We start from the raw sequence: 23595 nt of genomic DNA, 5'->3' as shown, positions 1-23595 counted from the left end.
ACTATTGAGGCTGTTTTAACAACAGCTTCATCATCTCTTCCGCAGCCACAGTCGCCTGGCGCGCAATTAAAACCCGACTGGTGTTATCACCCATCTCATAGGTAACCGCAGGTGCTTCAAATGTTTTATAGATATAATTTTTAGAAATGTAGGAATCCGGTTTGTAACTGGCACGGCGGCGAACGGTGTAGTCCGGCATACGCCGTGCAATTGCATTTAACCAAGAATCTATTTGCACAGAGGGATTTCCGGGTAGCCCCTCTGACATGGTGTAAAAAATATCTTCACTGGTAGAGTGAAAATCGAGGAAAAAGCGTATGTTTTCATCACCTTGGAATCGGTTGAGTTCATCGCGAATTAGACGGGTTTCCGCCTGCTCAAATGGTCCCCAATCGCGATTCAAATCAACACCGTTGGTATTTTTTCGCCAGTATCCCAATGCCACACCATCGGGATTCATGTTGGGTACAATTAGCAGATTGATATGCTTTCGAAATTGAACTGCCAAGTCTGAATCAGAAAGAATTGTGTTAACAAAGTGGAACATAGCCAATGCTCCGGTTACCTCAGGCGGATGCTGCCGCCCAACAAGAACCAGGTAATCATTGCTATCAGATGTTTGGGTTTCTAACTTTGTCACTGGCCGACCCTGCTCTGTCAGGCCAATCACACTGCGATTAACGTAGGGTTTGTTAGCGAGTATGCTTTCCCATTGTTCATAGTTGTCATTGTCAAAAATTTCCTGTGCGGCCACATATAGCGGTTTCGATCCGACTTCCAACACCATACGCACAGTTTGGCCATCATTTTTCACTGATATACTACTGTTATCCAGTTGGGTCCAGTGATGTTTATCATTGCTTATTTTGGGTGAATAACGATGCTTTTTATCTGCATAAACCAGCTTTATCACAATCTTCTGCTGGTGATCGGACTGCACTGAAAATGCATACCACGGACTGTGGTGCGCAGGGTTGGACTCCGGCTCTATTAACAATTGATATTCATTACCAACCTGGCGGCAAGCCGATAATCGGGCAGTTTGAAAGTCTGCTTCAAAACGCACTGAGTCAAAGCTACAGTCACCTGAGTTACTGTAGGGCTGAAACGGGCTTTCAGCACATCCGAGCACAAGCAAACTGGCAAAGGCCAGCAGATATCCTTGATACCGCTTCACAAAACCTCCACACCAAATACTTTGTATTAAGAAAAAAAGGGGGAGGAAAACCTCCCCAAACCTTTAGGGGGGAAAACTTAATTCAAATTAAATTGTTTACGCACATCAAGATACATGTAGCGTCCATAGGCACTATGCAATTCAGGTGAGTAGCCCCGTGAAGAATCAGGGAACAAGGGCGGCTCTTTATCCAGCAAATTTCGAGCTCCCAGACGTACACGTACTCCGTCGAGTGAACCGCCATCAAAGCGATACTGGGCGTAGCCATTAAAGGTGGTGTAACTCTCTACCTTATAGGCCCTGCCATCGACACTGCTGGTGATATCCTGATCGTAGACGTGTCCAACCATTTGACCGAACAGACCCGCGCCCCACTGCCCATTACGCCAAGTGGCCGAAACCGTTGCACGGACTCTGGGCAATTTCTCATTTTGGATCTGGGAGCCGACTTCTTCAGACACATCCGCATCGGAAACCGTCACCCCATAAAGTGCCTGGAATCCCGGGTCGCTGATAGCTTCCAGCAATGCCTGCTCTCTCGGTGAAGCCGCCTGGTCGTATTGTTTCAAGTAGGCAATGTTACCCTTGAAGGTAAAGCTACCCATCTCATCCGTATCCAGATTCCATCTAATACCGGTATCTATACCGCGTATGGTTCTGGGCTGCAGGTTGAAGAAAGTGTCTTCGACGTAGCGCAATTCACCGATTGCTGCCAGACTTGTGCCATTTGCAGAATTGAATATGTCAATGGCATCCTGATCCGCCTCAGTGGGAGCAAAACGCACTACGCTGCTGCTGGAACTGCCCTGAGAACGAAGCACAATATCCTCCAGCAACAGGTTATCGCGTCCAAACAGGCCCACAATGCCCTCTTGCTCAATCTTCCAATAATCGACTGTGAAGGTGAGATCATCTGTAGGCTGTATCACCACACCGAAGGTGGTATTTTTCGACTCCTCAGGCCCCAGATCAGGGTTACCCAAGCGATTCGAAGTAATTGGCCTACTGCAGTCGCTGTCGTCGCCAGTAATTTCACAACGCAGGAAGTCTTCTAACCCATTGCCAAAACGAGACACACTGGTCTGGTTAACTGTCTCCAGGTTGGGGGCACGGAACCCTTCTGACTTGGCACCGCGGAACATTAGGTAGTCATTGACGCGCCAGGAAAGAGCTACCTTGGGCTTGGTTACACTGCCAAAATCGCTGTAATCCTCACGGCGAACCGCCAGCTGTGCGTCCAGGCTTTGTACCAGTGGCATATCGGCCAACAATGGAACTGCGAATTCAGCAAAAGTCGACAGCACATCCCTATCGCCACTGGCATCCGGTGTAGCGCTTACACCCATGATGTCACTGTCAAAGAATTCACCGGTCAGTGGGTTGGTGAAGCTGATAGTTCCATCCAGGCGATCATCGCGATCATCAGACCAATCTTCCCGTCGATAATCCATCCCCAGGGCCACGCCTACATCACCAGCAGGCAGGGCAAACAGGTTGCCGTTCGACACTTTGAAGTCAGCCCCCTGAAGTTTCGTTTCAGTGTCCCGGGCGACCGTTACAACAAAGTCCACATCCTGTTGCTGGGTGCCTGCATCCCAGAAGTTATAGGCACTGGCATCGGTACGACTGGCAGCGGCAAACATCAGTGAACGGCTCAACTGCTCTGAGCGATCATTACTTTCACCTTCCGAGTGGTAAAGTGCCCCTTCCCACTCCCAATCTTCCCAGTTACCTTCCAGGCCAACAACCACTCGGTAGGAAGTGTTATCCACACGAATTGTGCGATTGCCAGCGTCCAGAACGCGGTATCCTTCAACGTCAACATCCAGTCCTTCGTCGGGGCCTGCCACTTTATTAGGGCTACCGAGAGGGCCAAACGGGTTGTAGTAGTTCTGGGCTGGAATAATGAAGTTGTTTGAGCCACTGATTACATGTGGGCCAAAGAAAGTACTGGTTTCAGCCTTGTAATATCCCCACTCCGAAAACAGCTTCATGCCACTGTCAAACTCATGGGTAATGGTGCCAAAAAGATTCAGGCGGTCGCGGTCGGGCACGATAAGGCGGTTGTCACCATTTTGGTCGAAACGCAACGGGTTTACGATGAACTGACCGTTGTCGATGCCATTCCCGGAAGAGGTAGATGTTGAGGTCGAGCTACCATCATCTATTTCATAGCCTGGGAGTTGCGGCAATAAATCACCACTCTGCTGGCTGGCATTCGGGAAGATCCCGACCGGTTGCAGGTGGAACTGGCCGGAACTGGTTGTCCAACCGGATACGCGCGTTCTGTCAAACCCGGTACTGTCTTCTCCAAAATCTCCAGTAGCCACACCGGTGCGAAATTGTCCAAACTGGGAAAAGCTGGAATTATTCCGGGCACTTAAATCCGACTGAAACTCCTCAGGCAGTAAAAAGCGCATATCGGAATTAGCTGAATAGGAACGCTCTGAAGCCTTCATACCGCTGCGGTCAGACATACCAATAAAAGCTGTAATATTGGTAGCTCCGTCATTCAATGTGAAACCACCGCGTGCATTAATGATTTTCTCATTCAGCGATGTCCCTTGGGAACTGCCGTATCGCATGGATACTTCAAGGCCTTCGAAATCTGTATCCAACACATTGTTGACAACACCAGCCACTGCATCGGTACCGTAAATTGCCGCAGCACCGTCCCTCAACACCTCAACACGCTTGACGCCAAGCGTGGGCAATGTATTCAGGTTCACAAAATGGATTGGTACGCCATCATCAGTTGTGGAACCCGGATGAATGACCATACGTCGGCCATTGATTAACGGGAGAGTACTGTCCGCTCCCAGGCCTCTCAGATTAAGAGAAGCTACGTCTCCGCGAACATCGTTGGAGGATGTACCCTCGCTATCACTATTAAACTGAACATTACCTACTTGAGGCACTGCTTTCAGCAAATCTTCAGCACTGGTAGCACCAATTACGTCGATATCTTCCTTATTCACCAGCGTGACTGGAAGTTGACCATCGATACGCGCACCTCTGATGTGACTACCAACAACAACTACCTCTTCCAAGGTGGTTTCATCTTTTTTATTGGGCTCTGGGCCCTCTTCGGCAAATACCATGGACAGTGGAGCCAACACCAGTAGAGAACAGCTAGATACCAAACCCTGAGAGAATAATGCACTGAGTCCGGTTTTTTTCAACCTTGCCATTTCAACCCCTCTTATCTTGTGATCGTTTTATGGAACTGCGACTTCGGTACGTTTAAGTACCTAACCTTAATTATGGTTAAAGTTCTCAATTAAGCCATTGACAACAACCAACAAAGGTATAACCTTTGTCTATGAGATAATTCACTACATTGAGTCAGGCATGCTATGCGGTTACGCCATATTGAAGTTTTTCACGCCATCTATAACACCGGCTCCATTTCGGATGCAGCTCGCTTGTTACATGTATCGCAGCCCTCGGTCAGCAAAGTGTTAAGCCATGCTGAAATGCAATTGGGCTTTAAACTGTTTTTACGTGTGAAAGGGAAGCTAGTGCCTACTTCTGAAGCCCATTCGCTGATTGAGGAAGTGCGCAAGATTTACCAGCAGATAGGTGCGATTAAAAAAACCGCTGAAAATCTCAAAGAACATACCCACGGTCATATTCGAGTTGTCTGTATGCCCGCTCTCGGCTTAAACCTGCTACCTAATGCCATTGCGGCATATCACCGCAAATACCCTAGTGTCACCTTTGATGTTCAAACCAAACATTACGACCAGATTATTGATTCTATTTATGAACATGAAAATGATATCGCCCTGGTATTTACTGATCGAGAACACCCCGGTATCGAATCTGAAAAAATAGGAACTGGCGAGTTGGTACATATTGCTCAGCCAACCGCCCAAGCACAGACTGCTGACCGGATCAGACTGGGTGACATTGAGGAAGACCACTTTATATCGATTTCAAATACAGGCCCACTCGGTGACCTTCTGTCACGACGATTTGCCAGCGAGCAAATTTCTCCGCAGACATTGATTACAGCCCAAACTTATTATCTGGCTAAAAGCCTCGTTGCTCGCGGGCTTGGCTATGCAATTCTCGATGAATTTACAGCTAATGCCGATGACGGTAATGACGTGATCAGCACCGGCATAGAGCCACCCATCGAATTCCAGCTCAAATGTTTCTATCACGCCAAACAGCCGCTTTCCCAAACGACAGCGGATTTTGTTAAATCCATCAAAAAGGCCTACAAGGAATTTCAACAGGCCTAATGCACCAGGGCCTGTTGGCGTTCACTCAAAAACTTCTCGGCAACAGGGTGCAACGGTATGCCTACCGCAGTAAGCGCCCTGTCCAGCTCCAGGCTTGCGCCATGCTCACCAAACATTGCATGCTGTTTTGTGGGACTGTATAAGCTCTTAAGCAAAGCCTGGACCGTCTCGTCTGGCACATCCCGATTGGCCACCAACAACGCTGTAACAGCTACCGTTGCAACTGGTTCATCAACACCTGGATAAATCCCTGCTGGAATCTGGTAGGAGATATAACCTTGCTGCTGAATTAATTGATCGATAATTTCGGGCTCCAACGGTATTATGGCTGCGTCCTCCCCCAGACTAGCCAAATATCTCGACGGCAAAGCACCAGTAATAAAAAATGCATCCAGTCTACCGGAGGAAAATTCAGAAAAAGATTCACTGATTTTCCATCGTTGAAAATCAGTGTCATCAACCCCCGCAAGCGCCAGCAATTTGCGTGCATTGATTTGTGTGCCAGTACCATCCGGGCCAATACTTACCCGCTTGCCTGCCAGATCTTGTAAACTTTTCGTCAAACCATTTTTTCGCACTACTATCTGTATTGGTTCCGGATACAATGCAGCCACTGCTCGCAACTTTGATAAGCTCTGTACAAAAGGTGGTAAACCCCTGTATGCAGCTACAGCCAGATCACTTTGCGTCAGTGCCAGTGGCGCCAAATTACGACCCAACAAATTGAGATTATCGAGTGCGCCAAGGGACTCTACGACTGTCATCTCAATACCATATTCTGGCGATATAGACTCGATACCTTTCGCTATCGTGTGGTAGTTCCCTCGTACTGACCCACTTAACAATACTGTTTTCCCATAGGCTTTAAGCACATTCAGCTCTCCAGCTGTTAGGGAAGACTGTAATTGTTGACGCATCTGCGTCTCTTCGGAACTCAGCCCCAAGCGGGCCATATCTACCGACAGGGATTTCAGTTGTTGCTGGAATTCCTGCTGCCAAGACGATTCAGGCTGTTGCGCGTTTTGTACTGAGTTGAGCGTTGCCACCACACCAGTCTTAATGGGTAATTCCAAATCATCTCTAACAATAGCTTCTGACAAAAGCTCCCAGCCATCACCCGTCTGCCGATACAAACTGAAACCATAGGCCGACAGCTGATCTCCCGCCCGATTACCTTCGGGAGTCAACCCATCCACACCTTGCGAGGCTGCTCCAAGCACTTGATGCAAGGTGCCAGCGCTCTGACTGCTCCAGTCCGAAAATCGATGGTCGCGACGCAACAACAAGTTGGCTTTGTAATACACCGCCAGTCGCTTTGCATTATCTCCACCAACTGATTGAATTGGCTGAGAGCCATAGCGTTTGAAGGATTCAACCTGCAACAATTTATCGATAAAAACCTTATCAATACGCTGCTGCAAATCGCTTTTCAGCACTTCATCAGAAGGTCCACGAGAGCATGCCGCTGTTAACAGAACAGCAAGCACCAGAAAACACCGACCGATCCATTTTATCTTTGACAGATTCATATAACGCACCGTTTTCACCGGTTACAACACAACAGGAAGAGCCATAAACAACTGAATAACCAGCGCATTGGTAATATCGATAAAGAAAGCTCCCACTAACGGCACCACCAAAAATGCCTGTGGTGACGGCCCGTGTCGAGATACCAATGCCTCCATGTTTGCTACCGCAGTGGGTGTTGCCCCCATTGCAAATCCGCAGTGCCCACCTGCCATAATGGCCGCATCGTAATTTTTACCCATCACTCGAAAAGTCACGAAATAGGTAAACAACATTACCGCCACTACTTGCACCAAAATTATCAATAGCATCGGCCCTGCCAGGCTCAACAACTCCCATACACGCAGGGACATCATTGCCATTGCCAGAAAAATAGACAGTGACATGGTTCCCCACAAATCAACACACGCATTACTGACCTTATATTTGCCGCTGACATCCAGCAGGTTAGTAGCCAAGACGCCCAAGAGAAGTGGCATTAAAAATGCTGGCAATACTACCCCCATTGCAACCACCCATTGGTGCAACCAACCGCCTGCCAACATACAACCGGCCAGCATTAAAAGTGTTTCCATCATGCGGCGCGGTGTTACCACATCTTTATCATCCAGGTCGTAGGTAATGGTTTCATCGTTGGAAGGTCGCGGCGTTTCAGGTTTCAGGTTGTGCTTACGGATTAGGCGCTCAGTCACCGGACCACCGATGAGACCACCCAACACCAATCCGAACGTTGCCGACGCCATGGCGATTTCAAGCACACTCTGCAAGTTGTAGTGGCCGCTGAATAGCCCTGCATAGGTTGCACCATTACCGTGACCGCCTGACAAGGTCACGGAGCCAATCACCAGGCCAAACAGAGGGTGCATATCGGCCGACTTTGCCATCAAAACACCTATCATGTTTTGCACCACTAACATCACCGTAGCTACCCCGAGAAATAACAAAACTTTGGGGCCTCCTCGAATTAGTAGTTTCACGCTCGCAGCCAAACCGACGGTTGTGAAAAACATCACCATTAAAGGACTTTTAAGACTCATATCAAACGCAAAATCAACACCAAAAAAGGAGTGCGCCACTGATGAAAAAACGGCAAATAGCAAACCTCCCACAACTGGCTCGGGAATACTGTTTCGGCTAAGGAAAGGAATCTGGCGTGTTAATATATAACCCACCATGAGAATAAATAGCGCAATCAGCAAGGTTCCTAACAAATTAACTTCAATATTCATATATTCACTTTCTTTGTTTGATACGACCAGGGAACACATGTATCGCCCTTCAGGTATAGAAGATCTTATTTTCCAAAATAACTCTGAAGCGTGTTTTGCCATACCGGTTGAGTAATAATCCTCAACATGACGCGATTAATCTGATTACGCAAAGGACTGCCTGTCGGCAAGGTAACTCCATAGTCCTGCCGCTCAACAACAGTAGGTATCACCTCCAATTCTCCCGGAAACTCTTTACCTACCAGATATTTAAGCAATGGTACGTCATAGGCAATAGCATCAACTTCTCCTGCGACTATCGCCTGCATCCCGGAAGTTATGTCAGCAGTATATGGCGAATCTGGTTTGAGGATTATGGCGATTGTTAGGCCTTATATAGACTTAGGTTATACACCTAAGACCCTAAAGGCATAGAAGGGAAAGAAGGGAAAGAAGGTATGCTAGAGATCCAAAGCTAAATTGCCAGTGACAGTTGGCACTGGAAAACCATAAATGAATAGTTCACCCAACGGGGCTTTATTTCAACAGCTCATGCCCTTCAGGCAGTTGCCGGGACATCCACATTGCCAGTTTGTGCTTCATATTTATTTCGGTTTCCTGCCCTTTCGGCAATGGCTGCAATAACTTGTCATGAACCAGCAGCCGGTAGACATATTCAATTTTCAAATGAGCGGAATCGGTTGCATCAAATTGCGCCACACCGCGTTTTTTCGCATAGACCATGCCAACCCGAATTGCTTCCTTGACCAGTTGCGGTTCATTTTTGAGTTTGCTCATTGTGATTATCCCTGTTGTTATTGAAGCAGTTTCATAACTACTGCGTTCGCTAGGTTATGAAACAGCTTCTAGCTGCTGCCGATACAGGTTTGCCATTTCATCATCGTAACAACAGAATACAACCTCTTCTATCTGCGGGTTAGCCGGCAAAGCCTTCACCACCTCGCGCACAGCAATCTCCACTGCCTGGTCGGCAGGGAAGTGGTATACCCCACAACTGATAGCGGGAAAGGCAATACTGGTAATTCCCTCTTCCCGAGCAATTTGCATGGCATGCTGATAGCACTTGGCCAGCAATTTAGCCTCGCCGTGATGCCCTCCCTGCCACACCGGTCCAACCGCATGCAGTACATATCGAGCCGGCAGGTCAAATCCATGGGTCAATTTCACTTCGCCTGTTGGACAACCATTGAGTCTGAGACAGGCCTCCAGTAACAGCGGCCCAGCAGCACGGTGTATAGCGCCATCCACACCCCCACCTCCCGCCAGGCGGTTGTTGGCGGCGTTCACAATGGCATCCACTTCCAGCTTGGTGATGTCTCCCTGATGAACTCGTAATCGATGCATGTCGACTCCTTGATAGCCTGTTTTAAAGCTAGCAAATCAGTCAATGCTTTAACAGCTATTAGTGTCGCCTATGTTTCCAAAATAGAATCTGTATACTTTTTAACCACAAATGTGCATCAATGCACATAAATTAGCCATTTTTTTTCACAAAAACTTGAATAGCCTTATCTAACCTCCTATAAAAACTAAAGAAATAGGACTGGCTGGGGGAAAGCATTACAGCCTGACTGAAATATGGGCCACCAAAAATCAGTGCCCATTAACAACAAAACGGGCGTCATAATGGATGGCAAGCCCGATGGAGGTAGCAATGATGCTCGCCGCAAATGCGTTGCGTACCATGGTGGTTCGCGACACCCTGAAGCAGCTTGGGGATTGGTCGATAGCCGCCGAAAACCTTTTGGTTGGCACCGCCATTCAAGAATCAGGGTTGGGCCAGAACCTGAAATCCGGTCGCTTTCTGGGGATTTACCACATATCTCCACAGACCCATCAGGCGGTGTGGGACAAATACTTGATTGATCAACCTGACCTTGCCAGTCATATTCGAGGCCTGGCCGGACAACGAAGCTTTCTCAACAACCCTCATCAGGAATTAACCGCCAATCTGAACTATGCCACCGCAATCGCCTGGATGGTGTATAAACGCCATAACCTGCTGCTGCCGGAAGATGGGGACATCGTCGCATTAGCCAAAATCTGGCACCGCTATTTTCACGCCAAGGCATCCGCTTCAGTAGCGGATTTTGTCGACTCCTACCAGTTATTGGCGGGATTTGAATATGAGATTGAAAGCGAGGATGCGATAGCTGCGTAACTGAATACGCAGCTATTTTGTTGAGTTATTACCGACAGGTGCTAAGCCAGGCTCGCCTGAAATTCACTGTTTTTGGTTTCCAGCAAATCTTCCAGCTCCAGCCAACGCGCTTCGCGCTCTTCCATCGCTGTTTTTAAACTGCCCTGCTCTTTAAGTAAGCGAGTCATTTTTTCGGCATTTTGTTTTTCATACACCGAAGGGTCAGCCAGCTGCTGCTCTAGAGTATCGAGCTGTTCCAAATCCTTTTCCAGCTGTTTTTCGAGCTGATTAATCTCTTTTTTAATTGGACTGACGCTGGCGCGAAATTCCGCTTCCAACCGTTTGCGATCCTTGCGCTGTACACTGGCGGTGGTGACTTGAGACTTACTGTTTTCCGATTTTCTTCCGCTATCGAGCAGAAACCGGTGATAGTCTTCCAGGTCGCCATCAAAGGGCGCAGCAACACCGTTGGCTACCAGATAAAATTCATCCACCACCGTACTCAGCAAGTGACGATCGTGAGACACCACCACTACAGCTCCGGTAAAAGACTGTATCGCAAACACCAGTGCCTCACGCATATCAAGGTCGAGGTGGTTGGTCGGTTCGTCCAGTAGCAACAGATTCGGACGCTGCCAAACCAGCAAAGCCAACGCCATGCGTGCTTTTTCCCCACCGGAGAATGGCCCAACCGTGTCGTTAACCTTGTCACCACGAAACGCAAAGCCGCCGAGAAAATCCCGCAACTGCTGTTCGCTGGCTTGAGGTGCGATGCGCTGCAAATGCAACAGAGGACTGGCTTGCATATCCAATGCTTCCACCTGATGCTGGGCAAAGTAGCCCACCGCCAGATTTCCACCCCGCACCAGCTCACCACTTTGTGGTTGCAACTGCCCGGCCAGCAATTTGATCAGTGTGGATTTACCGGCACCGTTCGGTCCCAGCAGACCAATCCGGGCACCGGGCTGTAAATTGAGGTGAATTCGATTGAGAATCAGCTTTTCGCCATAGCCCACCTGTACCTGATCCAGCGAAATCAGGGGTGAGCTCAGCGCTGCTGGCTCTCCAAACTCAAAATCAAAGCCACTGGCAGCCAGCAGTGGTGCTGTAGCGGTCAGTTTTTCCAGCGCCTTGATACGGCTCTGTGCCTGACGGGCCTTGGTAGCCTTATAGCGGAATTTGTCGATGTATTTTTGCAGGTGCGCTTTCTGGCGCTGCTCTTTTTCGTAAACAGCCTGCTGCTGCGCGAGACGCTCGCCACGCTGACGTTCAAAGCTGGAGTAATTGCCGCTATAGCTGAACAGGGTCTGGTGCTCGACGTGAATAATGCCGTTTACCACCCGGTCGAGGAATTCCCGATCGTGAGAGATCAACAACAGTGTGCCGGAATAGCTCTGCAGCCAGTTTTCCAGCCAGAAAATCGCATCCAGATCCAGGTGGTTGGTGGGCTCATCGAGCAACAACAGCTCAGAAGGAATCAACAGCGCACGCGCCAGGTTGATACGCATCCGCCAGCCACCAGAAAAACTTTTTACCGGGCGTTTCTGTTCAGCCTCACTAAAACCAAGACCGTGCAACAATTTACCAGCACGGGCTTCCATGCTGTAACCGTCAATAGCTTCAAACTGGTGCATCAAATCCGCCAGCCGCTCACCTTCGGCCTGCATCATTTCCTGTTGCAGTTTTCTAAAATGCGAGTCTGCATCTATGGTGTGATCCAGAACCGTGCGCTCCAGCGCCGGTGTTTCCTGGGCCACATCGGCAATGCGCCACTCGGAAGGGAATGACACCGAGCCCTGATCTACCTCCAGCTCACCGCGCAACATGGCAAACAGTGTCGATTTACCACAGCCGTTAGCTCCTACCAGGCCGACACGCTGGCCAGGATGGATGGTCGCACTGGCGTCGTGCAGCAGTGCTTTGCCACCGCGGCGCAGTTCAATAGTTTCAAGGCGAATCATAATTTTGGGTTGTTCCGCTGTATGCGATTACGAACAAAAATTGGTGCGCATGGCGCACCCTACAGGTTTACGACATCAATACGCTCAAACAGACTGTCGTCTACTTCAATACGACCCAGTTGCAAGCCTTTGAAGTCGAACAACTCGTTGTCCGCCAATTGGGATGGAGCAACATTTTTGATGCTGGAGAAGATCGTCTCCACACGCCCCGGGAACTGCTTGTCCCAGTTGTTGAGCATCTCCTTGATCACCTGACGCTGCAGGTTTTCCTGCGAGCCACACAGGTTGCAGGGAATAATCGGGAACACTTTAGCATCGGCGTAGCGAATCAGATCCGCCTCTTTACAATAGGCAAGGGGGCGAATCACTATGTTCTGCTTGTCGTCAGACAACAGCTTGGGCGGCATAGCCTTCAGCTTGCCGTTGTAAAACATATTCAGGAACAGGGTTTCGATAATGTCATCACGGTGGTGGCCCAACGCTATTTTGGTAGCACCAATCTCCTGGGCGTATCCGTACAAGGTGCCGCGACGCAGGCGCGAGCAGAGACCACAGGTGGTTTTACCTTCCGGAATCACCGACTTCACCACGCTGTAGGTGTCTTTTTCCAGAATTGCGTAGGGAACACCGATACTCTCAAGGTATTCCGGCAGTATATGCTCAGGGAATCCAGGCTGTTTCTGGTCCAGGTTCACTGCCACAATTTCAAACTTGATCGGAGCGCTCTGCTGCAGATTCAGCAATATATCGAGCATCGCGTAGGAGTCTTTACCACCGGACAGGCACACCATCACCTTGTCGCCCTCTTCGATCATGTTGTAATCGGCAATGGCTTCGCCGACATGGCGGCGCAGGCGCTTCTGCAGCTTGTTGAATTCAAGGCGTTGCTTGCGGTTATCTTGATCTGACATCGGTGTATCTGGTCGGAGTGAAAAATGGGGCGCTATTGTACGTTTTCTGGACAGCTGGGGAAAGCGACAAGATGATTGAGTTCGCCAAACGAAAACAGGCCGCACAAGGCGGCCTGTTTCGATCTGAATGTACCTTAGGGAGCGTTGAGAGCCAGATCAGTCTGGTACTGCACTTCGCCCTGAAAACCCAACAGGTAGAGCGCTTTGCGGTCTTCCGCATAGTGGGCAAACAATTTCAGTAGCGATTTGTCACTTTTACAAAAGTCACTACGACAGTCCTTAAAGATCTTGGAGCAATGCATGACGTTCTTTTCGAGCGTCAGTCCGCGAGGATGGTTGATAAAATCTCGACCCGCCTGTTTCAGCATCGGTTTCATATTCTGGCTAGTATAAGCAGTCGGCTGAAGGTTCGGTGAACCCAGGCTGCCATCGGTCAGTGCAAAATGAATTTTGTGATCACTCCAAATTGGGCGCAGAATACGATGTTCAATATCGTTCAGGCTCAGCTTTTGGCCTTGCACCTTGATATAAGTGTCATCCCAAGGGCCCTTCTCGCCACCTTTATCCACTTCAGCCAGAGACTTGACCGGATAGTTCTTCAGGATCTGCTGCACCACTACCGCATTGTAGAGGTTAATCCAGTAGGCTTTCTGAACGCTCTTGCGGTATTCACGTGGATCCGTGGAAGTAAGCGAATCTATATAACGATCCAGCTTCTTGCGATCAGACTTGGAAACATCCGCATAACGGAAGCGGTTAATTCCGGATGGATGGTTAGTTACTACGTAGTTCTTGAGCAGGCTATCCCAGTCACTGTGGTCAATGGTTTTCAGGGTATTTTTACTTTGATCCCAAAAACTCCAGTATTGGGCCTGATACTCGGCACTGGCATTCAGGCTGACGCCGGCCAGCAGTAATACGGTAGTGCATGCGGTAATTAGCTTTTTCATGACGTGTTCCCCAACATTCCCCTTAAACGGGTGTTTTTTCTATTTGGTACTTTGATAACACCGCAAGCGCTGCCTTACAATCGTGCTTCATTCTAGATGTGATCTGCCCCGACAATGAAGACGTTAACTCCATCACAAGTTCAAAAAATTGACCAACAACACACCTGGCATCCTTACTCGTCGGCCTTGGAAGCCGAAGCCAGCTACCAGGTGGTATCTGCCAATGGTGTACGCATCAAGCTGGCTGATGGCCGGGAGCTAATTGATGGTATGTCTTCCTGGTGGTCGGTCATTCACGGGTACAACCACCCTAAACTCAATTCCGCCGTTAACGAGCAAGTCGAACAAATGGCCCACGTGATGTTTGGCGGAATTTGCCATGAGCCCGCGGCCCGGCTGGTAAACACCCTGGTGGAAATTACCCCGCCTGCCCTGCAACGGGTCTTTCTGGCTGACTCCGGTTCTGTGAGTGTAGAAGTGGCGCTGAAGATGGCCATTCAATACTGGCACTCGCAGGGACAATCGCAGAAACATCGCGTTTTAGCGTTGCGGCAAGGCTACCACGGCGATACCTTTGGCGCGATGGCGGTCTGTGACCCGGTCACCGGAATGCATCACCTGTTCAAACACGCCATGCCCACACAGCTATTCAGCGAAGCTCCCCAATGCGGTTTTGACCAGCCCTGGGAAGAGCGCTATATCGCCGACTTCACTGACAAAATTACCACTCATCACAAAGAGCTTGCTGCGGTAATTCTGGAGCCAATTGTGCAGGGTGCGGGAGGCATGCGTTTTTACTCCCCTGAATACCTGAAGCGGGTTCGCGAATTGTGCGATCAATACAATGTACTGTTGATTGCCGACGAGATTGCCACCGGCTTCGGCCGTACTGGAAAGCTATTTGCCTGTGATTGGGCCGAAATCAGCCCGGATATTCTCTGCGTGGGCAAAGCCCTTACCGGTGGCTATATGACCCTCGCAGCTACCCTTTGCACCAATGAAGTTGCCAGGGGCATCAGCGAGGGCGAAGCTGGTGTATTTATGCATGGCCCGACCTTTATGGGTAATCCACTGGCCTGCTCAGTGGCCAATGCCAGCCTGGAGCTTCTGCTAAACAGTGATTGGCAGGCAAATATTCAACGCCTGGAGAATGGCCTGAAAAACGGATTAGCTCCTTGCCGTGAACTGGACTGCGTAAAAGAAGTAAGAGTATTGGGCGGTATTGGTGTTGTTGAATTGAAAGAGCCGGTAACACTATCTGATATACAACCACAATTTGTTGAAAATGGTATTTGGCTGCGACCATTTGGCACTCGTGTATATGCCATGCCACCGTATGTAATGAATGATGAAGATTTGGCAACTCTTACGGAAGGAATGTGTCGAGTACTGACAAACTGGAATCGTAAAATTGCTAAGATGAAATAAAGCCTGCTCAAAAGCAAATTGGTATCTGGAGTTTGCAAAACACTTGAAGGATGGAGCCGAATATATTTCACGGACCGTTGGCCGCATGGATGCGGCCATCGAGCGTACAGGGATGTATTCACAGCGTGTCCGGGAAATATATTCGGCTCCATCCACACGCTATAACCAAACAAAAATATCGGAAAGGAGATCGCCATGAAAACTCGCGCCGCAATTGCATTTGCCGCCGGAAAACCGCTGGAAATTCACGAAGTGGATCTGGCTGGCCCAAGAGCAGGAGAGGTACTGGTGGAAATCAAAGCCACCGGCGTCTGCCATACCGATGCATTCACCCTGTCGGGTGATGATCCTGAAGGCGCGTTTCCGGCAATTCTCGGCCACGAAGGCGCTGGCGTTGTAGTTGAAGTAGGTGCCGGTGTTACATCAGTAAAACCGGGGGATCATGTGATACCTCTCTACACACCTGAGTGTCGCCAGTGCAAATTCTGCCTGCACCCAAAAACCAATCTCTGCCAGGCAATCAGATCCACTCAAGGCCAGGGCGTTATGCCCGACGGCACCAGTCGCTTCTCCCTTGATGGAAAACCGATTTTGCACTACATGGGCTGCTCCACATTTTCCAACTATACCGTTCTGCCGGAAATTGCTGTGGCAAAGATTCGCGAAGATGCCCCTTTCGATAAGGTTTGCTACATCGGTTGTGGTGTTACCACAGGCGTTGGCGCGGTAGCTTTTGATGCCAAGGTAGAACCTGGTGCCAATGTAGTGGTATTTGGTCTCGGCGGCATCGGCCTCAATGTGATTCAAGGCGCACGCATGGTCGGGGCCAATAAAATTGTTGGTATCGACATCAATCCTTCGAAAGTGGAATTGGCCAAACAATTTGGCATGACCGACTTTATTAACCCCAACGAAGTGGAAAATGTAGTCGATGCCATTATTCAACTCACCGACGGCGGTGCCGATTACAGCTTTGAGTGTATTGGCAATGTAAACACCATGCGTCAGGCACTGGAATGCTGTCACAAAGGTTGGGGCGAGTCCTATATTATCGGGGTTGCCGGTGCCGGACAGGAAATTTCCACCCGTCCGTTCCAGCTGGTTACCGGTCGTTCCTGGAAAGGTACTGCTTTTGGTGGTGCCAGAGGCCGTACCGATGTGCCAAAAATTGTGGACTGGTATATGGATGGCAAGCTCAATATCGACGATCTGATTACCCACACCATGCCTCTGGAGAAAATCAACGATGCCTTTGATTTGATGCATCGTGGCGAAAGTATCCGCTCTGTAGTGCTTTATTGATAGGCGACAGACTAATTTGAACAATCATTTCGAAAAAAACCAGCGCCATGCAGTAATGTATGGCGCTGCTGCCGTACTGTTGTGGTCCACCGTAGCCACCGCGTTCAAAATCACCCTGAATTACCTGACTCCAATACAAATGGTGTTTGGTGCCAGCATAGCCTCTGCGGTAGCACTGGGAATTGTGGCTGGTGTGCAGAAAAAATTACCGCTACTTTGGGGGCATTTAAAACAACGACCACTGCTTTATCTGAGCCTGGGGCTTATCAATCCACTGATTTATTATCTGGTGCTCTTTAAAGCCTACGAACTGCTGCCCGGCTCACTGGCCCAACCACTCAATTACAGCTGGGCCATAGCACTGACTCTACTGTCCGGTCCGTTTTTAAAACAAACTATTCACGGTAGAGACTGGCTGGCTTGTGCTATTGGTTATCTCGGTGTAGTGATTATCGCCACGCAGGGCAATATCCTGGCATTGGAGATAACCAGCCCGCTGGGCGTCGGCCTTGCCTTGTTAAGCACCCTGCTGTGGGCCAGCTACTGGATTATAAATACCCGTAACAGCGGCGACCCGGTGGTCAGTTTGCTGCTGACCTTTTTACTTTCGCTGCCCTTTTCACTCGCACTCTGTCTGTATACCGATGGCTTGCCGCCCTTCCACTGGCCCGCCATTTTTGCGGTCAGCTATGTCGGCTTGTTTGAAATGGGAATTACCTTTGTCCTCTGGTTGATGGCCATGAAAAAGGCCACAAATACATCCCGGATCAGTAACCTGATTTTTATCTCGCCATTTATTTCTCTGGTTTTGCTGGCCACCGTTATTGGCGAGACAATCCACCCGGCTACCCTTGTTGGGCTGATATTAATTGTATGCGGCCTGATCATTCAAAACCGACGCTCCACTAGCGCGGTGAAGGAGTAAAAAAAATGGAACTGATTTCCGAAAATCGCAGCTTTGGCGGCCGCCAATTGCGCTATAGACACCATTCCAATGTACTGGAGTGTGAAATGTTTTTTTCAGTCTACCTGCCTCCACAAGCAGAGCAGACTTCAGTGCCAATACTATATTGGCTGTCAGGACTTACTTGTACTGACGAAAACTTTGTTCAAAAGGCCGGTGCACAACGCTATGCCAGTGAGCTAGGTGTGGCAATAGTTGCACCGGACACCAGTCCGCGAGGTGAGCAGATCCCCGATGACCCCGATGGGGCTTATGACTTTGGTCTTGGTGCAGGCTTTTATCTCAACGCGACCGAGCCCCCATTCAATAAAAACTATCGCATGTACGACTATGTTGTGCAGGAGCTACCAGCACTCGTTCAACAACACTTTCCAGTGATCGCAGAAAAACAGGGTATTTTCGGCCACTCAATGGGTGGACACGGCGCACTGACAATTGCACTGAAACACTCGAATATATTCAAGTCTGCCTCAGCATTTTCGCCGATCAGCGCCCCGACCCAATGCCCTTGGGGACAAAAAGCGCTATCCGGTTATTTAGGCAACGATCAAAATACTTGGCAGCAATATGACACCGTATCACTACTGGCTACTACTGAAACCCGCACACCGCTTTTGGTAGACCAGGGAGATGCTGACAACTTTCTGGAAGAGCAGCTTAAACCTGAGCTATTGCAGGCGGCTTGTGATGCGATCAACTACCCGCTGCAACTTCGAATGCAACCCGGTTATGACCACAGCTACTTTTTCATCGCCAGCTTTATTGGAGAGCATATTCGCTGGCACAAAGAGCAGTTGGATAAAGCCTAGGTTGTCACCCTGAACTATTTCCCGTCATCCTGAGCGCAGCGAAGGATCTCAGATCCAAATCAACCACCGAGATCCTTCGCTGCGCTCAGGATGACAAAATACGGTTGAAAGAACTCCAGCGAATAGCACCCAAACCAGCCCTTACCTGACCGGAACAGGTTTGCCCGATATGTGTTTATATGAGGGCAGGCCTGTTCCGGTCAGGTAAGGGCGGATTCAAACAGTCGAACATTAACCGAGGGGACGAATACCCACTGCACTGCGCAGTTTTGCCAGGAACGGAGCACTGTAATCGCGAGCTTTTTCAGCGCCCTTCTTGAGCACCTCTTCGATATAGCCCGGATTTTCCATCAACTCGTTGTAGCGCTCCCGAGGCTCCTTGAGTTCTTCATTGACCAACTCAAAAAGCTGCTTTTTAGCTTCACCCCAGGCAATACCATTTTCAAACTCTTTGCGCATCTGAGCTGTTTGCTCGGGAGTGGCAAATGCACGCCAGATCTGGAAAACCGTCGACGTATCCGGATCTTTCGGATCACCCGGTTCCAGCAGGTTCGTTTTAATCTTGTTGATATGCTTTTTCAGCTGCTTTTCACCCAGGAACAGCGGAATGGTATTGCCATAACTCTTGCTCATCTTGCGGCCATCCAGACCTTGCAAAACGGCAACATGCTCATCCACCTGCGCTTCCGGCAACACAAAGTGTTCGCCGTAGTGGTGATTAAAACGAGCAGCGATGTCGCGAGCCATCTCAACGTGTTGAATCTGGTCTTTACCAACAGGGACACGGTTAGCGTTAAACATCAGAATATCTGCCGCCATCAGCACCGGGTAGCTAAACAGCCCCATAGTGACTGCATAATCCGGATCTTCGCCAGCCTCTTCATTAGCCTGCACTGCGGCTTTATAGGCGTGCGCACGGTTCATCAGTCCCTTGGCTGCCTGACAGGTCAGAAGCCAGGTCAGCTCTGGAATTTCAGGAATATCAGATTGACGGTAGAAAACAGCATTGTCGGTATCCAGACCCAACGCCAGCCAGGTAGCGGCAATTTCGCGAGTTGATTGTTGAACCTGCTCAGGATCCTGACACTTAATCAGCGCATGAAAATCGGCAAGAAAATAGTAAGGGCGAACATTACTGTTTTTACTGGCAGCAATGGCCGGCTTGATGGCGCCTACATAATTACCGAGGTGCGGGGTACCTGTGGTGGTAATTCCCGTCAAAACCGTTTCAATAGTCATCGATATTCCAAATTTATTACTACAGATATGAGGCTGCACCAAATCTGATGCAGCACACTGAATTATTCAGACCTGTCGCCGGATTGCAAGGCTGGCAACTTCAAGCGTGCCAGCAAACTGGATGTATCCCAGCGATTGCCGCCCATTTGTTGTACTTCGGCGTAAAACTGATCCACCAGAGCAGTCAGCGGCAGGTTAACGCCACGATCACGAGCTTCGTTTAAAACAATGCCCAGATCCTTACGCATCCAGTCCACGGCGAAACCGAAATCATACTCCCCGTTGAGCATGGTCTTATGACGATTTTCCATCTGCCAGGAGCCAGCTGCCCCTTGTGAAATCAACGGAAACACTCGCTCTCCATCCAGGCCAGCACCCTGAACAAAATGGATGGCTTCCGCCAGTCCCTGCACTACCCCGGCAATACAAATCTGATTTGCCATTTTAGTAAGCTGCCCACTGCCGGCTGGTCCAAGCAATGCCGCATCGCGAGCGTAATGTGACATTACGGGGCGGGCGCAATCAAAATCCGCCTGCTCGCCACCACACATAATGGTCAACACACCATTTTCCGCGCCAGCCTGGCCACCGGAAACCGGAGCATCAATGAAACGCAATCCTAGACGCAGAGCTTCCTTATCCAATTCACGAGCCAACTGTGCTGACGCAGTGGTGTGATCGACAAAGAGAGTCCCCGGCTTCATACCATGAAAGGCACCATCATCACCCAAGGTTACTTCACGCACATCGTTGTCATTGCCAACACAAGCAAAAACGATTTCTGCGCCTTCTGCCGCCTGTTTTGGGGTTGCGGCAAAGTTACCACCAAACTCTTTTACCCAACTCTCCGCCTTGGCAATTGTTCGGTTGTAGACGGTGACATCCAAACCCGCCTGTTTCAAATGTCTGGCCATGGGGTAACCCATAACCCCCAAACCCAAAAATGCAACTTTCATCGTTTTCACCTCAAGAAAATGCAACCCACAACAGAACAGCGCCCAGCGCCATGCGATACCAGACAAAAGGCATCATTCCAATGCGCTCAATCCATTTTAAAAACAGCGCGATACAGATATATGCGGTAACCCCGGATAATAGCGCCCCAATACCTACTTCCAGCCACGGCTGACTGGGCTGCTCCAGCAGTTTCACAGCCTCGTATCCACCACTGAGGACAATAACCGGAATAGAGAGTAAAAAAGAAAAACGCGCTGCAGTTACCCGATCAAATCCCAGAGCCAATGCTGCAGTCATTGTGACACCGGAACGGGATGTTCCCGGAATCAGGGCAAATGCCTGGGCGATTCCCACAAAAAGTGCCGAGCGCCAACTCAGTTTGTCCATTCCATGACTTTCGTGGGCACGGTGATCTGCAATTCCCAATAGCGCACCAAAAATTATGGTTGTAGCTGCTATAACCAGGACAGAGCGTAAATGTGTCTCAATCAGACCGGCAAACAGTAATCCACACAGTCCAACCGGGATCGTTCCCAACACTATATACCAACAGAGGCGACTCTCCGCGCTGTGTTGTCTTTTTACTGTGCTTGCATAAAAGGCACTGATGAGATTAGCCAGATCGTGACGAAAATAGAGAATCACTGCGGTAAGTGAGCCAACATGAACGGCAACATCAAATGCCAATCCCTGATCCTGCCACCCCATTAAATCGTGAGGCAATATCAGGTGGGCGGAACTTGAGATGGGCAAAAACTCAGACAACCCCTGGATAATGGCCAAAATAATGACCTGAAACATTTCCATACTGCTTATTTCCTTAGTTTTTCTCGTTTTTTCCAGGAAACGGTATCACGCAAGTAGACCAGTTCAGCCTGCTCAATTGGCACCACTTTTCCTTGTTTAACCAAAGGCTCGGCCAACAAAGCAACGTCCTTTGCCTCCGGCATAAGATCTACGACCACTTTTACTGGTTGAACGGGGAATTCGGACTCAAACTGCCAACCCTCACCAACACCAATGATTCCCGACTCATCCGATAGATTGCCACCTACCAATTCCGGCGTAGTGAGCTGATCATTGCATTCAGCTACCACAGATCCAGTTTTGTCTACACGGTACCCCCCCCAGTAGATTTCTCCCATACGGGCATCAAAGGCGGGAAGAATTAACTGGCCAGTTTCCAGTTCACAGCTTTTTACAGCACCCAGAGAGAGCGCCTGTAAGGTTGAAATTCCCACTACCGGCAGATCAGCCCCAAATGCCAGCCCTTGCACAACCCCCATGCCAATACGAAGGCCAGTAAAAGAACCGGGCCCTGAGGTATAAGCAATGGCATCAAGCTGTGCCACCGTGAGCTGTGCAGATGACAGTACTTTATCCACCATTCCCAAAAGGAGCTTGGTGTGAGAGCGAGGCTCTAGGGAAATTTCCTGAATCAGTTCACCTTTATTCAACAACGCAGCTGAACAGGCATTGGTAGAGGTATCGATAGCAAGTATGACAGACAAAAAAAATCCCCCGGAACAGAGTTACCGGGGGATTCTAACGGTTTGACGCGTCGAAAAGAACGCCAGCGCCGCTATTTTATGACCAAGTCAGATCAGGACTCGGCTGGAGCAGCTGCTGCAGCCTTAGGCGGACGACCGCGCTTGGCTGGTGCCTTCTTGGCAGTGGCAGCTTTAGCTGGACGACCGCGCTTGGCTGGTGCCTTGGCAGCGGGAGCAGCTTTAGCCGGACGGCCGCGCTTGGCTGGTGCCTTCTTGGCAGTGGCAGCTTTAGCTGGACGACCGCGCTTGGCTGGTGCCTTCTTGGCAGTGGCGGCTTTAGCCGGACGACCACGCTTGGCAGCTGCCTTCTTGGCAGGTGCTTTAGCAGGAGCCTTGGCAGCTGCAGTAGCGGCTTTGGCCGGACGACCACGCTTACCAGCTGCTTTCTTGGGTGCAGCTTTCTTCGGAGCGGCAGCTTTCTTGGCGACAGCTTTTGCCTGTGCACTTGCTTTCTTCTCGGCAGCTTTTACAGCCATGTCAGCTTTCTTGGCTGCAGCCTTAACTTTCTTGGCATTGGCAGTTGCGGCCTTTTTCTCAAAAGCAGCTTTGAATTTAGCAACTGCTTTGTCCAGGTCAGACTTGGCTTTGGCTGCCAGCTGCTTCTCCATCTGCGCCACTTTGTCAGCTGCTTTTTTCTTGGCAGCTTCAACAGTAGCGTTTACTTTTTCCATTTGGGCTTCGACTTTTACCTGATTCAGCTTGGCACGAGCTTCTTCCAATTGGGCTGCACCGCTCTTGATGTCAGCGCGCACTTTGATCAGCGCGGCTTCACGGGCTTTAGTAGATTTCTGGGCAATTTGTCCACGCAGGGTTTTAGCTTTAGCGCGGGCAGTTGTCAGACGTGAGCTGATTGCCTTAACGTCTTTTTGAGCTGCTGCCATTGCCTTGGCGGCTGAAGACGCAACGGTCTTTTTGGCGGTCGCTCTCGGTTTGGCGGGAGCTTTACGTGTGGTCTTCTTCGCAGAAGTTTTTTTAGCGGCTGCTGCCATGTTGTTTTCTCCTCAGTACTTATATCGTCAGCAAAAAAATCAACCCGACTGCTTTGCGGTAGCTTCCACCGGTGGGTTTGTGTAAATTTTAAGCAATAAAATATATTTTTCCAGTAATTAGCCGGTTTTTTTTAATAAAAATTCAACTTTTTTATTCAATTTGCTCGTTTTAATCATTTTTAACGTTCAAAAATCAAAAAACTCATACTTCT

General features: G+C 49.5%; 20 protein-coding genes. 6 read left to right on the top strand and 14 right to left on the bottom strand.

Annotated elements, in window-relative coordinates:
- Position 1 precedes the first annotated feature (1 nt).
- Both QP938_04605 and QP938_04600 read right to left on the bottom strand, forming a co-directional pair.
- Positions 2-1177 (bottom strand): M14 family metallopeptidase, encoded by a 1176-nt coding sequence (locus QP938_04605; protein ID WIO75193.1) that lies wholly within the window; start codon positions 1175-1177, stop codon positions 2-4.
- A gap of 77 nt (positions 1178-1254) precedes the next feature.
- Positions 1255-4368 carry a TonB-dependent receptor gene (locus tag QP938_04600; GenBank protein ID WIO75192.1) on the bottom strand — a complete coding sequence of 1038 codons (3114 nt, stop codon included), beginning with the start codon at positions 4366-4368 and terminating at the stop codon, positions 1255-1257.
- Between the two features lie 165 nt (positions 4369-4533).
- Here QP938_04600 and QP938_04595 point away from each other — a divergent pair, with 165 nt between their 5' ends.
- The gene (locus QP938_04595) at positions 4534-5427 is read left to right on the top strand and encodes a LysR family transcriptional regulator (GenBank protein WIO75191.1); all 894 of its coding nucleotides are present in this window, start codon (positions 4534-4536) and stop codon (positions 5425-5427) included.
- Here QP938_04595 and QP938_04590 read toward each other — a convergent pair.
- From QP938_04590 to QP938_04575, 4 genes are all read right to left on the bottom strand, one after another.
- Complete coding sequence (locus QP938_04590; protein WIO75190.1) at positions 5424-6956, bottom strand: TAXI family TRAP transporter solute-binding subunit; 1533 nt, start codon at positions 6954-6956, stop codon at positions 5424-5426. The genes QP938_04595 and QP938_04590 overlap by 4 nt on opposite strands.
- Positions 6957-6977: 21 nt before the next feature.
- A complete protein-coding gene (gene gltS, locus QP938_04585; protein ID WIO75616.1) occupies positions 6978-8129 on the bottom strand; it encodes a sodium/glutamate symporter in 1152 nt (383 codons plus the stop codon).
- A gap of 570 nt (positions 8130-8699) precedes the next feature.
- Positions 8700-8960, bottom strand: coding sequence for a DUF5062 family protein (locus QP938_04580; protein ID WIO75189.1), 261 nt, complete (start codon positions 8958-8960; stop codon positions 8700-8702).
- A 54-nt stretch (positions 8961-9014) separates the two neighbouring features.
- Positions 9015-9527 (bottom strand): O-acetyl-ADP-ribose deacetylase, encoded by a 513-nt coding sequence (locus QP938_04575; GenBank protein ID WIO75188.1) that lies wholly within the window; start codon positions 9525-9527, stop codon positions 9015-9017.
- Between the two features lie 310 nt (positions 9528-9837).
- On the opposite strand from QP938_04575, the gene QP938_04570 reads away from it, so the two are divergent.
- Positions 9838-10344: a hypothetical protein gene (locus tag QP938_04570; protein ID WIO75187.1), complete on the top strand. Its 507-nt coding sequence runs from the start codon at positions 9838-9840 to the stop codon at positions 10342-10344.
- A 41-nt stretch (positions 10345-10385) separates the two neighbouring features.
- Here QP938_04570 and QP938_04565 read toward each other — a convergent pair whose 3' ends face one another.
- From QP938_04565 to QP938_04555, 3 genes are all read right to left on the bottom strand, one after another.
- Positions 10386-12284 (bottom strand): ATP-binding cassette domain-containing protein, encoded by a 1899-nt coding sequence (locus QP938_04565; GenBank protein WIO75186.1) that lies wholly within the window; start codon positions 12282-12284, stop codon positions 10386-10388.
- 59 nt (positions 12285-12343) lie between these two features.
- On the bottom strand, positions 12344-13195 hold the full coding sequence (gene ttcA, locus QP938_04560; protein ID WIO75185.1) for a tRNA 2-thiocytidine(32) synthetase TtcA: 852 nt from the start codon (positions 13193-13195) through the stop codon (positions 12344-12346).
- A gap of 134 nt (positions 13196-13329) precedes the next feature.
- Positions 13330-14145, bottom strand: coding sequence for a DUF547 domain-containing protein (locus tag QP938_04555; GenBank protein WIO75184.1), 816 nt, complete (start codon positions 14143-14145; stop codon positions 13330-13332).
- Positions 14146-14259: 114 nt separating this feature from the next.
- Between QP938_04555 and bioA the strand changes: the two genes are divergently transcribed.
- From bioA to fghA, 4 genes are all read left to right on the top strand, one after another.
- Entirely contained in the window at positions 14260-15573 is a 1314-nt protein-coding gene (gene bioA, locus QP938_04550) for an adenosylmethionine--8-amino-7-oxononanoate transaminase (protein WIO75183.1), read from the top strand.
- A 195-nt stretch (positions 15574-15768) separates the two neighbouring features.
- Positions 15769-16875: an S-(hydroxymethyl)glutathione dehydrogenase/class III alcohol dehydrogenase gene (locus QP938_04545; protein WIO75182.1), complete on the top strand. Its 1107-nt coding sequence runs from the start codon at positions 15769-15771 to the stop codon at positions 16873-16875.
- 16 nt (positions 16876-16891) lie between these two features.
- Complete coding sequence (locus QP938_04540; GenBank protein ID WIO75181.1) at positions 16892-17800, top strand: DMT family transporter; 909 nt, start codon at positions 16892-16894, stop codon at positions 17798-17800.
- Between the two features lie 5 nt (positions 17801-17805).
- Entirely contained in the window at positions 17806-18648 is an 843-nt protein-coding gene (gene fghA / locus QP938_04535) for an S-formylglutathione hydrolase (GenBank protein ID WIO75180.1), read from the top strand.
- Positions 18649-18879: 231 nt separating this feature from the next.
- Here the strand turns inward: fghA and QP938_04530 are convergent, their stop codons facing one another.
- From QP938_04530 to QP938_04510, 5 genes are all read right to left on the bottom strand, one after another.
- A complete protein-coding gene (locus tag QP938_04530) occupies positions 18880-19887 on the bottom strand; it encodes a tryptophan--tRNA ligase (GenBank protein ID WIO75179.1) in 1008 nt (335 codons plus the stop codon).
- A 62-nt stretch (positions 19888-19949) separates the two neighbouring features.
- Positions 19950-20843, bottom strand: coding sequence for an NAD(P)-dependent oxidoreductase (locus tag QP938_04525; protein WIO75178.1), 894 nt, complete (start codon positions 20841-20843; stop codon positions 19950-19952).
- Positions 20844-20853: 10 nt separating this feature from the next.
- Positions 20854-21651 carry an undecaprenyl-diphosphate phosphatase gene (locus QP938_04520; GenBank protein WIO75177.1) on the bottom strand — a complete coding sequence of 266 codons (798 nt, stop codon included), beginning with the start codon at positions 21649-21651 and terminating at the stop codon, positions 20854-20856.
- Positions 21652-21656: 5 nt separating this feature from the next.
- Complete coding sequence (tsaB, locus tag QP938_04515; protein ID WIO75176.1) at positions 21657-22355, bottom strand: tRNA (adenosine(37)-N6)-threonylcarbamoyltransferase complex dimerization subunit type 1 TsaB; 699 nt, start codon at positions 22353-22355, stop codon at positions 21657-21659.
- Positions 22356-22447: 92 nt separating this feature from the next.
- Positions 22448-23383 (bottom strand): hypothetical protein, encoded by a 936-nt coding sequence (locus tag QP938_04510; GenBank protein WIO75175.1) that lies wholly within the window; start codon positions 23381-23383, stop codon positions 22448-22450.
- Positions 23384-23595 lie beyond the last annotated feature (212 nt).

It is taken from the genome of Porticoccaceae bacterium LTM1, assembly GCA_030252795.1.
Classification (GTDB): domain Bacteria; phylum Pseudomonadota; class Gammaproteobacteria; order Pseudomonadales; family Porticoccaceae; genus SCSIO-12696.
This window is presented reverse-complemented; position numbering and strand designations above follow the sequence as displayed.